Raw genomic sequence first — 12,293 nt, forward strand, 5'->3', positions numbered from 1 at the left:
TGACGGGCTGGCCACCGTTCAGGTCGGCTGACAACGCTGCCGTCGGCAACGCCTCCTCCGGCGACGGTGCCGTCGCGGGAGGCACGGCCGGTCCGTCCCCGGTCGGCGCGGCTACCGGTCTTCCTCGGCGACGCGATCGGTGGCCGCGGCATCGAAGTCGGCTGCGCCGTCCAAGGCAGCTGCGCCGTCCAAGGCAGCTACGCCCGCCAAGGCGGCCGCAGCGTCGAAGGCGGCGACGAGCCGCTTGGGCGCGGTGCGCCGCCACGCCTCGGTGAGCAGGTCCAGCAGCTCACCGGCGTCCGCCGCCCGGACGTCGACGGCGACCCAGCCGAACCGACCGACGTAGGCCGCGACCGAGTACACGTCCGGCTGGGCGCCGGTGAGCGCGGCCTGCTCGTCGAACCCGGTCTTCACACTGGCCGAGGTCAGGTCGGGGGCGGCCATCGCGAAGATTTTGCCGCGCACCCGGAACGTGGGTTTCCCCCACGTCTCGACCTCCTCGGCCCCTGGCAGCGACCGGGCATGGCCGCGGAACGCCTCGGGGTCCATCACCGCACCTCGGCGAGGTCGGGCAGGCTGGGCGTCGGCCACGTCGGATCGGGTCGGAAGTCGCACCAGGTCCCGTCGAACGGGAACCGCGCGGCCTCGGCCAGCGCGATCATCCGCTCACCCTCCGCGCGCAGGCGGTCGAGCTGGTCCGCGCTGAGCCGGCCCGCGGCGAGCGCCTCGGCGGCCTCGTCCTCGTCCTTCCACGTCCACCGCCGGTCCGGGCCCACGACCAGGTCCAGGACGCCGTCCATCCGGTCCACCCCGCCCCGCCAGCGGCCGAGCGGGATCTCCAGGTTCACGTACCAGTTCCGGAACGTCCCGTCCGGCTCGAAGAACCACCACACCGACGACCAGCACTCCTCGAAGACCAGGCGCAGGGTGGAGACGCGGCGCCACTGGTCGCGCACGTGGACGCGGCGGGTGGCGAACCGCTCGGCCAGCGGCACGTCGCGGATGCGCCGGCCGTCGGGCAGCCGGGTGCCCACGATCGCCGTCCCGGCGGGGACCCAGCAGACCAGTCCCCTGCCGTCGTCGACGACCACCCGGGCCGGGTGGATCTGCCCGGTGCTGCCGTCGGCCCGGCGGAACCGGTAGAGCAGCTCGTCGCCGGGCCGCCACCCCGGGCGGGAGTCAGCCGGTGCGGACATCGGGCACCAGCCCCTCCGGCAGCGTGGGCACCGGCCACGCGGGATCGGGTCGGAAGTCGCACCAGGTCCCGTCGAACGGGTACCGCGCGGCCTCGGCCAGCGCGATCATCCGCTCGCCCTCCGCGCGCAGCAGGCCCATCTGGGCCCGGCTCACCAGGCCCGCGTCGACGATCGCCTCGGCCTCGTCCTCGTCCTTCCACTCCCAGCGGCCGTCCGGCGCGACGGCGACGTCCAGTGCGCCGTCCACGCGCCGCACCCCGGTGGCGTCCCTGCCGAGCGGGATCTCCAGGTTCACGTACCAGTTCCGGAACGTCCCGTCCGGCTCGAAGAACCACCACACCGACGACCAGCGCTCCTCGAAGACCAGGCGCAGGGTGCCGCCGCCGAACCACTGGGAGCGCACCGCCCTGCGGGGCGTGGTGAACCGCTCGTGCAGCGGGACGTCCCGCTGCTGCTTGCCGTCGGGCAGGCGCATCGCCACGACCTCGGTCCCGCCCGGCACCCAGCACACGAGCTCCCGGCCGTCGTCGGCGACCACCCGGGCCGGGTGGATCGGGCCGAGCGGGTCGTCTAGCCGGGGCAGGCGGTAGAGCACCTCGTCCCCCGGCCGCCAGGTCGGGCCGCCGGCCGGCGTCGTCGTCTCCCGGCTCATCGCACGTGCGCCTGGACGAACGGCGGCTTCACGACCTCGCAGCGCAGGCGCCGGCCCCGCACGTCAAGGAGCACCTCGGCGCCGGGTTCGACGCCGGCACCGGCGTCGACGAGCGCGAGCGCGACGCCGGCGCCGAGGGTCGGGGAGAACGTCCCGGACGTGGTCACCCCGATCCGCTCGCCCTCCGCGTCGAGCACCGCCATGCCCGGGCGCGGCACGCCCCGCTCCAGCGCGCGCAGCCCGCGCAGGCGCCGCGCCGGCCCCTGCGCCTTCTCCGCTCGCAGGGCGTCCCGGCCCCAGAACACGGGCTTCTTCCAGCCCACGGCCCAGGTGGCGCCGGCCTGCACCGGGCTGATCTCCGGCGAGAGGTCCTGGCCGTGCAGGGGGTAGCCCATCTCGGTGCGCAGGGTGTCCCTCGCGCCGAGCCCGCAGGCCCGGCCGCCGTGGTCCCGCGCCGCCTGGAGCAGGGCCGCCCACAGCGCCGCCGCGTCCGCCCAGCGGGGCAGCAGCTCGTAGCCGTGCTCGCCGGTGTAGCCGGTGCGGCAGACCCGGACGGGCCGGCCGGCCCACTCGGCGTCGGCGAACGCCATGTAGTCCAGGTCCGCGGGTAGGCCCAGCGCCGCGAGCACGTCGGCGGAGCGCGGCCCCTGCACCGCGAGGACGCCGTACTCGGTGTGCAGGTTCGCCACGGTGATCCCGCTCGGCGCGGCCGCGGCGAGCAACTCGCACACCGCGGCGGTGTTGGCGGCGTTGGGCACGAGGAAGACCTCGTCGTCACCCACCAGGTAGGCGATCAGGTCGTCCACCACCCCGCCGGTCTCGGTGCAGCACAGCGTGTACTGCGCCTGCCCCTGCGAGATCCGGCGCAGGTCGTTGGTGAGACAGGCGTTGACGAACTCCGCGGCACCCGGCCCCGAGACCACGGCCTTGCCCAGGTGCGAGACGTCGAAGACGCCGACCGCCTCCCGGACAGCGGTGTGCTCGGCGACCACCCCGCCCCCGGCGTACTGGATCGGCATCTCCCAACCGCCGAACGGGGCGAAGGTGGCGCCCAGGTCCGCGTGGGAGGCGTGCAGGGGACTGTGCCGCAGGGCTGTCTCGCTCACGTCCGCCGACGCTACCGCCACCAACGGGTCATCAGGGCGCCGAGGGCGACACCGGAGGCCGCGATCGCCAACGTGGCCACGAGGTAGGGCGCGGGCGAGCTCATCGCGAGGATCACCGCCAGCCCCATGCCCAGGCAGGCCGAGCGCATCGGCCACGAGGGGCCGTCCAGCAGCACGAGCCGGGCGCCCGCGCTGGCGAAGGCGTAGTAGAAGAGCAGGCAGCACGCCGCGAGCTGGAGGGCGTGGGTGGGGCCGAGGGCGACGGCGAGCGCGGCCGCGACGCCGCCGCCCACCACGTCCAGCCGCCAGGGGCCGCCCGGCCCGGTGACGAGGCTGATCCGCAGCGGCACGTCGCGGCCCCTGATCACCGAGGACGCGCTGGCCCGGACCCCGGCGAGGGCCACGACGAGCATCGGCGCCATCGCCGCGACCGCGGCCAGCACGACCAGCGGCTCCAGCGCGGTGGCGTCGGCGGCGACCAGCAGGTCGCGCAGCGGCGCCGGGGAGATCGCCAGCCGGGCGGGCCCGAGCTGGCGCAGCAGGGCGGCGCCCACCACGAGTTGGGCCGCCAACGCGACCAGCACCACGAGCGGCAACGCGATCCGCAGCACCCGCTGCGGGAACCGGCCGGCCAGCGCCAGGGGCGAGGTCAGCCGCTCGAAGCCGGCGAAGTGGAAGAAGGCGACGGCCGCCGCAGCGGCCATCCCCCGCACGTCGTCCGCGCCGGGCTCGCCGGGCGGGGCCACCGGCGTCATGGCGGGGGGATCGATCGCGAAGGCGGTCACGACGACGAGGCCGAGCACCACCACCACGAGGAGCACGGGGAGCCGGCTCCACCGGCCCAGTCGCCGGCCGCTGGCGTTGAACGCGGTGCCCAGCGCGACCAACGCGACGGCCGCGACCGTGGGCTGGGCGGGCAGCAGGTAGTTGGCCAGCGCCCCCGCGATCGCGGCCGCCGCCGCGCACCGGCCGGCGAGCACCAGCGCGGCGGCCATGCGTCCCGGGACGGGGCCGAGCTGGTCGCGGATGTAGGCGTAGCTGCCGGCGGGCTCCGCGTGCCAGGCCGACGCGCCGGCGCTGCCGACGACGAAGCAGGTGGTGGCCAACGCGGTCAGCAGCAGCGCGGGCAGGTACCAGCGGCCGGCCAGCGCGGCGGCCGGGGCCGGTCCGAGGAACACGCCGGCGCCGAGCATCCCGGCCACGCCCAGCAGGACCGCGGTCGGCACGGTCCTCGGCGCGCGGGGCCGGTCGCCCCGGTTCGGGGTCCGGGGCGTGCCGCGGTCGCCGGCGGGGCTGCCCGGCCGGTCGGCGCCCCGGGCGGAAGCGATGCCCCGGACGGAAGCGGCACCGTGGCCGGGAGCGGAGCCGTGGCCGTCGGCGGAGGGCGGTGGCCCGTCCTCCCCCTCGGCGTGCTGGAGGTCGACGGAGTCCTGCTCTCTCACCCGCGGTCTCCCGGCGTGCGAACGGTCTGGGACGGGTGGCGGGGCGGGCACGCGTCCGCCGGCGGCGGGAACGCTCCCCCGCTCGTCGGACGCCCCGGGCGCCGCGCACCCGCGCGCCCGCTGTCCCCGGAAACCGCGATCAACGCGCCCCGGCCAACGACACGGTGACAGACACGAGTCCGCTTCGGAAACGCCCTGACGGCTGATATCGCCCACACGAGCATTAGCATGCGGCACATTCCTCACCGTCCGTAGCGCACCCTTGGCAACGGGCGGTGTCGTCCCGGATGGCGGTCCGCGTTCCCGAGGAGGCGACCCTGAGCGACATCCCGTTCCGCCGCTCGCTGCCGCCGGCCCGGCAGGCGGGCCCGGCACAACCAGAGGAGCAACCGTGACCTTGCCCAAGCTCGCCCTCACCGACAGCGACCCGGCCGGACTCGCCGTCGACGCCGTCGTCATCGGCACCGTCCAGGGAGCGGACGGGCTCGAGCTGGCGCCGGGTGCGGAGCCGATCGACGCCGCCTTCGACGGCGGCCTGCTGGAGCTGCTGCGGCTGGTCGGCGCCAGCGGTCGGGCCGACGAGGTCGTCAAGGTCCCCACCAGGGGCGCCGTGGCCGCCGACCTGCTCGTCGCGGTCGGCCTCGGCCGCGTGGCGGACGGCCAGCCCACCGCCGAGCAGGTCCGCCGGGCCTCGGGCGCGGCCGCGCGGGCGCTGACCGGCACCGCCAAGGCCGTCAGCACGCTGTCCGCGATCGACCTGTCCGCGGCCGCCGAGGGCAGCCTGCTCGGCGCCTACTCCTTCACCAGCTACAAGTCGGAGAAGGGCGAGGCCGCGCTCGGCCGGGTCGAGCTGGTGACACCGGCCGAGGGCGCCGGGCGGGCGCACAAGGCCGCGGTCAAGACCGCCACCCTGGTGGCCGAGGCGGTGTGCGTCGCCCGCGACTTCATCAACACCGCGCCGAACGACCTGTACCCGGCCTCGTTCGCCGAGCGCGCCGCCGAGCTGGGCCGCGACGCCGGCCTGGAGGTGGAGGTGCTCGACGAGAAGGCCCTGCGCAAGGGCGGCTTCGGCGGCGTCCTCGGCGTCGGCGTCGGCTCCGCCCGCCCGCCGCGCCTGGTCCGGATGACCTACCGGTCGGCCAAGGCGAAGAAGAAGGTCGCCCTGGTGGGCAAGGGCATCACCTTCGACACCGGCGGCATCTCGATCAAGCCGGCCGCCAACATGGACGAGATGACCTCGGACATGTCCGGCGCGGCCGTCATGGTCGCGGCCGTGGTGCTCGCGGCGAAGCTGAAGCTGCCGCTGGAGGTCGTGGCCACGGTCCCGATGGCGGAGAACATGCCCTCCGGCACCGCCTACCGTCCGGGCGACGTGCTGACGATGTACGGCGGCAAGACCGTCGAGGTGCTCAACACCGACGCCGAGGGCCGGCTCATCCTGTCCGACGCGATCGTGCGGGCCTGCGAGGACGGGCCCGACTACCTGATCGAGACCTCCACGCTGACCGGCGCCGCGCTGGTCGCGCTGGGCAAGCGGACCGCCGGCGTCATGGGCTCGGACGAGTTCCGGGACCGCGTGGCCCGGCTGGGCACCGAGACCGGTGAGAGCGCATGGGCCATGCCGCTGCCGGAGGAGCTGCGGGCCGACCTGGACTCGAAGCTGGCCGACATCGCCAACGTCACCGGGCACCGCTGGGGCGGCATGCTCTCGGCGGGCCTGTTCCTGCGCGAGTTCGTGGCCGAGGGCGTCCAGTGGGCGCACATCGACGTCGCCGGCCCCGCCTACAACGCCGGCGGCCCCTACGGCTACACGCCGAAGGGCGGCACCGGCGCGCCGGTGCGCACCGTCGCCGCGGTGCTCGCGGACATCGCCGCGAACGGCTGACCACCAGTGACGCCTTGGTCCCCGCGCCCCGGTGCGGGGACCAAGGCGTTTCCCGATCGCTTTCCGCTCCGCCATCCCATCCCGACGAGAGGCACATCGCGGCATGGAGACGTCCGCCCTGGCCAACCTTCCCCGGCCGCCCTACTACGCGGTGATCTTCAGCTCCCGGCGCACCGCCGTCGACGACGGGTACCAGGAGACGGCGCGACGCATGCTGGAGCTGGCCGCGCGGCAGCCGGGCTACCTCGGGGTGGAGCACGCCCGCGACGCCGAGCTCGGGATCACCGTGTCGTACTGGCGGGACGAGGAGTCCATCCGGAACTGGCGCCGCGACGTGGAGCACATCGCCGCGCAGGACCGCGGGCGCTCGCAGTGGTACGAGGCGTACGAGGTGCGCGTCGCGAAGGTCGAGCGCTCCTACGGCTTCCAGAGCTGAGCCGCTGAGTCGACCGCGTCGCGTGCCGGGTGCGTCGCGGGACGCGCCCGGCACGGGATCACCAGGCGGCGCAACGGCCCTCGGGTCCCTCAGCCGGACGCGTGACATCAGAAGCGGGCGAATCCGGTTGGCACAGCGGCGTTTTCGCGATGGGCGAACATCACGCCGTGGTGATCATCCGTGACTGTTCGCGATGACCGGTTGAATCGGGGCCACTCGGCCGTCCGGCCGTCGAGTCGATCCGACATCCGTCCTGCGGCCCGAACCAACCAGCGGAGCGGGCGCTAGTCCGTCCGCCGCGCCCGCTGCCGCGCGGTGTAGTCGCGCATCCGTTGCGGATAGCCGACTTTCTGCACGTCGTAGAGCGGAATCGCCAACTTGCGCGCCCACTTGGCCGCCGCCTCCGGCCCGGCGACCCGCCGACGGGTCCACTCGCCGTCGTGTGCGATCAACACCACGGTGGTCTCCGTCACGGTCGTGCGCGGCTCCACGTACGCCTCCACGCCGCGCCGCGACCTCGCCCACTCGGTGAGGTGGGTGATGTCCGCGTCAGTGGCGCCACGCGCCGGAGCGGATCCACGACTCCGGCGGAACCGGTCGAACAAGCCCATCTCGCCCCCTACACCCCTGCCGGTCCTCACGCGATCGTGCCAGTTCACCCGGTTCGGTGGGGGTGATATCCCGACATACGCGACAGCGCGTCGGGTGATCTTGCCAGGGGGCGCGCCGAGCGCACGGAGGAGGTCACCCCGACGCCCCGTCAACCGTCCGTCAACCGACGGTCAACCGTCCGTCGAACAGTGGCCGGAGCGCGCCGGCGATCCGCCCGACATGCGCCAACCCGCGTCGCCGACGCTGCCGAACAGGTGACAAGATGGCGGGTGCCGCGCGCCCACCCGCGCGAAGGCACGCCAGACCTGAATAGCCAATGTTGCCTGTCGAGGAGATCCCGTGACCGACACCTCCGCCGACCTCGTGATCCTCGGCGGCGGCTCGGGCGGCTACGCCTGCGCCCTTCGCGCGGCACAGCTCGGCCTGTCCGTCGTCCTGGTGGAGAAGGACAAGCTCGGGGGCACCTGCCTGCACCGCGGGTGCATCCCGACCAAGGCTCTGCTGCACGCGGCGGAGGTCGCCGACTCGGCCCGCGAGGGCGACCAGTTCGGTGTGAAGTCCTCCCTGGAGGGCATCGACATCGCCGGGGTGAACTCCTACAAGGACGGCGTCGTCGGCCGGCTCCACAAGGGCCTGCAGGGCCTGGTGAAGTCCAGGGGCATCACCTACGTCGAGGGCACCGGCCGGTTCGTCGGGCCGAACGCCGTCGAGGTCAACGGGCAGCGCTACACCGGCCGCAACGTCGTGCTGGCCACCGGCTCCTACTCGCGCAGCCTGCCGGGTCTGGAGATCGGCGGCCGGATCGTCACCAGCGACCAGGCCCTGAACCTGGACTTCGTCCCGGAGCGGGTCGTGGTGCTGGGCGGCGGCGTGATCGGCGTCGAGTTCGCCAGCGTGTGGCGTTCCTTCGGCGCCGACGTGACCATCGTCGAGGCCCTGCCCCGCCTGGTCCCCGCGGAGGACGAGTTCAGCTCCAAGCAGCTGGAGCGGGCCTTCCGCAAGCGCGGCATCAAGTTCAAGACCGGCGTCCGGTTCACCGGCGCCACCCAGTCCGGCGCGGGCGTCACGGTCAGCCTGGAGTCGGGCGAGCAGCTGGAGGCCGACCTGCTGCTGGTCGCCGTCGGCCGCGGCCCGAACAGCGCCGGTCACGGCTACGAGGAGGCCGGCGTCCGCATGGAGCGCGGCTTCGTCCTCACCGACGAGCGGCTGCGCACCAACCTGCCGAACGTCTTCGCGGTCGGCGACCTGGTCCCCGGCCTGCAGCTCGCGCACCGCGGCTTCCAGCAGGGCATCTTCCTCGCCGAGGAGATCGCCGGGCTGAACCCGAGGCCGGTCGACGAGAGCGGCATCCCGCGGGTGACCTACTGCGAGCCGGAGGTCGCCTCCGTCGGGCTGACCGAGGCCCAGGCCAAGGAGCGGTACGGCGAGGTCCAGACCGTCACCTACGACCTGGCCGGCAACGGCAAGAGCCAGATCCTCAAGACCGCCGGCGCGATCAAGCTGGTGAAGGCCGCTGACGGCCCGGTGGTCGGCGTGCACATGGTCGGCGCCCGGGTCGGCGAGCTGATCGGCGAGGCCCAGCTGATCTACAACTGGGAGGCCACCGCCGACGACGTCGCCCCGCTGGTGCACGCGCACCCCACCCAGAACGAAGCCCTCGGCGAGGCCCACCTCGCCCTGGCCGGCAAGCCGCTGCACGCGCACGGCTGAGCCAGGCCAGCGCGAGACCAGCCAAGCCAGCACGAAGCACGAGGAGTCAGCGAAAGATGGCCTTCTCCGTCCAGATGCCGGCGCTCGGTGAGAGCGTCACGGAGGGCACGGTCACCCGGTGGCTGAAGCAGGTCGGCGACCGGGTCGAGGTGGACGAGCCGTTGCTCGAAGTCTCGACCGACAAGGTGGACACCGAGATCCCGTCCCCGGCCGCCGGTGTGCTGCAGCGCATCGTCGTCAACGAGGACGAGACCGTCGAGGTCGGCGCCGAGCTCGCGGTGATCGGTGAGGAGGGCGAGGCGGCCGCCGAGCCCGCCCCCTCGGCCCCCGCGGCCCCGGCGGCCCCCGCCCCGGCCGAGCAGCCCGCCGCCCCGGCGGCGCCCGCCCAGTCCGCCCCCGCCGAGCAGCCGGCCGCCCCGGCCGCCGCGCCCGCCGGCGCGGCCCAGGGCTCCCCGGTGACCATGCCCGCGCTCGGTGAGAGCGTCACCGAGGGCACCGTGACCCGGTGGCTCAAGCAGGTCGGCGACACCGTCGAGGTGGACGAGCCGCTGCTGGAGGTCTCCACCGACAAGGTGGACACCGAGATCCCGTCGCCGGTCGCCGGCACCCTGCTGGAGATCAAGGTCGGCGAGGACCAGACCGTCGAGGTCGGCGCCGAGCTGGCCATCGTGGGTCAGCCGGGCGCCGCGGCGTCCGCTCCGGCCGCTCCGGCTCCGGCTCCGGCCCAGCAGCCCGCCGCCCCGGCGGCTGCGGCTCCGGCGCCCGCGCCGGCCCCGCAGCCCGCTCCGGCTCCCGCCCCGCAGCCGGCGGCGCCGGCCGCCCCTGCCCAGCCCGCTCCGGCCGCCCCGGCTCCCGCCGCGCCGGCCGAGCCCCAGGGCGAGGGTGGCGCCCCGTACGTGACGCCGCTGGTGCGCAAGCTGGCCGCCGAGCACGGGGTCGACCTCAACGCGATCACCGGCACCGGTGTGGGCGGCCGCATCCGCAAGCAGGACGTGCTGGCCGCGGTCGAGGCCGCGAAGGCCAAGGCCGCCGCTCCGGCGGCGGCGCCGGCTCCGGCCGCCGCTCCGCGCGCCGCCGCCCCGGCCCAGCCGTCGGCCGAGGCCCAGCCGTCGGCCGAGGCCCAGCCGTCGGCCGAGGCCCAGGCGCTGCGGGGCCGCACCGAGAAGCTGCCCCGACTGCGGCAGATCGTCGCCCAGCGCACCCGTGAGTCGCTGGCGGTGTCGGCCCAGCTCACCCAGGTGTTCGAGGTCGACGTCACCAGGATCGCCCGGCTGCGGGCGCGGGCGAAGGCCGCGTTCGAGGCCCGCGAGGGCGTGAAGCTGACCTTCCTGCCGTTCTTCGCGAAGGCGGCCGTCGAGGCGCTCAAGCAGCACCCGAAGCTGAACGCCTCGATCAACGAGGAGGCCAAGGAGGTCACGTACCACGGCGCCGAGCACCTGGGCATCGCGATCGACACCGAGCGCGGCCTGCTCAACGCGGTGATCCACAACGCCGGTGACCTCAACCTGGCCGGCCTGGCGCACAAGATCGCCGACCTGGCCGCCCGCACCAGGGCGAACAAGGTGACCCCGGACGAGCTGGCCGGCGGCACCTTCTCGCTGACCAACCTCGGCAGCAACGGCGCGCTGTTCGACACCCCGATCATCGTCCAGCCGCAGGTCGGCATCCTGGGCGTCGGCGTGGTGAAGAAGCGCCCGGTCGTGGTGACCGACGAGAACGGCGACGACACCATCGCGGTCCGCTCGATGATGTACCTGGCGCTGACCTACGACCACCGCCTGGTCGACGGCGCCGACGCCGGCCGGTTCCTCACCACCATCAAGAACCGCCTGGAGGAGGGCGCGTTCGAGGCCGACCTCGGTCTCTGACGCCGATCCGACACCGGAAGGCCCCCGCCGCGCACCGCGGCGGGGGCCTTCGGGCTTCTGTCGACCTTCCGTCGGCGCCGTTCCGCAGTCCCCGCTTTCGCGGCGCTCACGGTGGCGCAGAACCCCTCAGGATCGCACCGTTGTCCCACCCTCGCCGGGGCGTGCACCTGCCGGGTGACCAGGTTGTCCACAACCCCCGTCGTTGTCCACAGCCTGCGGTGATCGGCTTGGGGGCGGTGTCCGGCGGCGATAGGCTGGAGCAGGGCTCGCCCCCCAGGGCGGGTGGGGGCTGTCCGGCGATGCGGACGGTGAACGGCGACCGAGGGTGCCGGAGCGGCCGGCTCGGGATGGTGATCACACCCCGATGGGGTCGCGCTCGGTGCCGCCCTCGGCCACGATCGGCGTCATGCGCGTCGTGGTCGCCGGCTCATCCGGCCTGATCGGCACCGCCCTGGTCCCCGCCCTGCGCGCGGCCGGGCACGAGGTGGTGCGGCTGGTGCGCCGACGGGCGACCGCGCCGGACGAGCGGAGCTGGGACCCGCCGGCCGGGGAGCTCCAGCCCGGCGCGCTCGACGGCGTCGACGCCGTGGTCAACCTCTGCGGCGCGCGCCTCGGCGACGAGCGCTGGTCGGCGGCCCGCAAGCAGCTCCTGGTCGACACCCGGATCGTGCCCACCGAGGTGCTCGCCGGCGCTGTGGTCGAGCACGGGGTTCCGGTGCTGGTCAACGCCTCGGCCGCCGGCTACTACGGCGACACCCGGGACGAGGTCGTCACCGAGGCCGCCGCCGGGGGCCTCGGGTTCCTGGCCGAGCTGTGCCAGCGCTGGGAGGACGCGACCTCCCCGGCGGTCGAGGCCGGGGTCCGGGTCGCCCGGCTGCGCACCGGCGTCGTGCTGTCGCCCTCGGGCGGTCTGCTCGGGCGGCTGCGCCCCCTGTTCTCCGCGTTCCTCGGCGCCCGGCTCGGCGACGGCCGGCAGTACCTGTCGTGGATCTCGCTGGACGACGCGCTCGGCGCGGTCCAGCACGTGCTGGGCCACGACTCCCTGGCCGGGCCGGTGAACCTCACGGCCCCGGCGCCCGTCACCAACGCCGAGTTCACCCACGCGCTGGGCGACGCGCTCGGCCGTCCCGCGCCGTGGGTGGTTCCGGGGTTCGCGCTGCGCGCCGCGCTCGGCGAGGTGGCGGAGACCCTGCTCACCGGGCAGCGCGTGGTCCCCGCCGCCCTGGAGCGCCACGGCTACGCGTTCCTGCACCCCTCGGTGGGCGCGGCGCTGCGCGCCTGCCTCCCCCGGGAGTGAACCCGCGGCCCCCGCGGCGTCCCATCCGGCGGTCTGTCCTGGTCACGTCCCTTGGCAGGGGCCGTCGACGGCGGCGTAGTGTCGGCGTC

General features: G+C 74.8%; 11 protein-coding genes. 5 read left to right on the forward strand and 6 right to left on the reverse strand.

From position 1 onward, the window contains the following. Positions 1-111: 111 nt before the first annotated feature. The 5 genes from BUE43_RS12755 to BUE43_RS12775 are packed head-to-tail and all read right to left on the reverse strand — an operon-like array spanning position 112 to position 4,396. Positions 112-549, reverse strand: a complete 438-nt coding sequence (locus BUE43_RS12755) for an MmcQ/YjbR family DNA-binding protein (RefSeq protein ID WP_073482402.1) — start codon at positions 547-549, stop codon at positions 112-114. Beyond that, the gene (locus BUE43_RS12760) at positions 549-1,196 is read right to left on the reverse strand and encodes a ribonuclease FAU-1 family protein (RefSeq protein WP_073482405.1); all 648 of its coding nucleotides are present in this window, start codon (positions 1,194-1,196) and stop codon (positions 549-551) included. The genes BUE43_RS12755 and BUE43_RS12760 overlap by 1 nt, the downstream gene beginning before the upstream one ends. After that, complete coding sequence (locus BUE43_RS12765; RefSeq protein ID WP_073482407.1) at positions 1,180-1,848, reverse strand: ribonuclease FAU-1 family protein; 669 nt, start codon at positions 1,846-1,848, stop codon at positions 1,180-1,182. Before BUE43_RS12765 ends, BUE43_RS12760 begins: the two co-directional genes overlap by 17 nt. After that, complete coding sequence (gene gcvT / locus BUE43_RS12770; RefSeq protein WP_073482763.1) at positions 1,845-2,954, reverse strand: glycine cleavage system aminomethyltransferase GcvT; 1,110 nt, start codon at positions 2,952-2,954, stop codon at positions 1,845-1,847. The genes BUE43_RS12765 and gcvT overlap by 4 nt, the downstream gene beginning before the upstream one ends. A gap of 11 nt (positions 2,955-2,965) precedes the next feature. Beyond that, a complete protein-coding gene (locus tag BUE43_RS12775; protein WP_083959601.1) occupies positions 2,966-4,396 on the reverse strand; it encodes a hypothetical protein in 1,431 nt (476 codons plus the stop codon). A 391-nt stretch (positions 4,397-4,787) separates the two neighbouring features. On the opposite strand from BUE43_RS12775, the gene BUE43_RS12780 reads away from it, so the two are divergent. After that, positions 4,788-6,281: a leucyl aminopeptidase gene (locus tag BUE43_RS12780; protein WP_073482410.1), complete on the forward strand. Its 1,494-nt coding sequence runs from the start codon at positions 4,788-4,790 to the stop codon at positions 6,279-6,281. 103 nt (positions 6,282-6,384) lie between these two features. Further along, complete coding sequence (locus tag BUE43_RS12785) at positions 6,385-6,717, forward strand: antibiotic biosynthesis monooxygenase family protein (RefSeq protein ID WP_073482412.1); 333 nt, start codon at positions 6,385-6,387, stop codon at positions 6,715-6,717. A 284-nt stretch (positions 6,718-7,001) separates the two neighbouring features. Here BUE43_RS12785 and BUE43_RS12790 read toward each other — a convergent pair whose 3' ends face one another. Further along, positions 7,002-7,328, reverse strand: a complete 327-nt coding sequence (locus tag BUE43_RS12790) for an oxidoreductase (protein WP_073482414.1) — start codon at positions 7,326-7,328, stop codon at positions 7,002-7,004. Between the two features lie 340 nt (positions 7,329-7,668). On the opposite strand from BUE43_RS12790, the gene lpdA reads away from it, so the two are divergent. The 3 genes from lpdA to BUE43_RS12805 all read left to right on the forward strand — a co-directional run bounded on the left by lpdA (position 7,669) and on the right by BUE43_RS12805 (position 12,204). Continuing rightward, positions 7,669-9,039 (forward strand): dihydrolipoyl dehydrogenase, encoded by a 1,371-nt coding sequence (gene lpdA / locus BUE43_RS12795; protein ID WP_073482416.1) that lies wholly within the window; start codon positions 7,669-7,671, stop codon positions 9,037-9,039. A 56-nt stretch (positions 9,040-9,095) separates the two neighbouring features. Next, complete coding sequence (gene sucB, locus BUE43_RS12800) at positions 9,096-10,907, forward strand: 2-oxoglutarate dehydrogenase, E2 component, dihydrolipoamide succinyltransferase (protein WP_073482418.1); 1,812 nt, start codon at positions 9,096-9,098, stop codon at positions 10,905-10,907. A 406-nt stretch (positions 10,908-11,313) separates the two neighbouring features. Continuing rightward, positions 11,314-12,204 carry a TIGR01777 family oxidoreductase gene (locus BUE43_RS12805; protein WP_073482768.1) on the forward strand — a complete coding sequence of 297 codons (891 nt, stop codon included), beginning with the start codon at positions 11,314-11,316 and terminating at the stop codon, positions 12,202-12,204. Positions 12,205-12,293: the final 89 nt, after the last annotated feature.

Origin of the sequence: Streptoalloteichus hindustanus, assembly GCF_900129375.1 — a bacterium.
Taxonomy (GTDB): domain Bacteria; phylum Actinomycetota; class Actinomycetes; order Mycobacteriales; family Pseudonocardiaceae; genus Streptoalloteichus; species Streptoalloteichus hindustanus.

Coding starts and splice junctions, on each gene's coding strand:
- BUE43_RS12765 (WP_073482407.1), bottom strand. CDS start 1,848: ATGAGCCGGGAGACGACGACGCCGGCCGGCGGCCCGACCTGGCGGCCG.
- BUE43_RS12785 (WP_073482412.1), top strand. CDS start 6,385: ATGGAGACGTCCGCCCTGGCCAACCTTCCCCGGCCGCCCTACTACGCG.
- BUE43_RS12760 (WP_073482405.1), bottom strand. CDS start 1,196: ATGTCCGCACCGGCTGACTCCCGCCCGGGGTGGCGGCCCGGCGACGAG.
- BUE43_RS12790 (WP_073482414.1), bottom strand. CDS start 7,328: ATGGGCTTGTTCGACCGGTTCCGCCGGAGTCGTGGATCCGCTCCGGCG.
- BUE43_RS12805 (WP_073482768.1), top strand. CDS start 11,314: ATGCGCGTCGTGGTCGCCGGCTCATCCGGCCTGATCGGCACCGCCCTG.
- BUE43_RS12755 (WP_073482402.1), bottom strand. CDS start 549: ATGGACCCCGAGGCGTTCCGCGGCCATGCCCGGTCGCTGCCAGGGGCC.
- sucB (WP_073482418.1), top strand. CDS start 9,096: ATGGCCTTCTCCGTCCAGATGCCGGCGCTCGGTGAGAGCGTCACGGAG.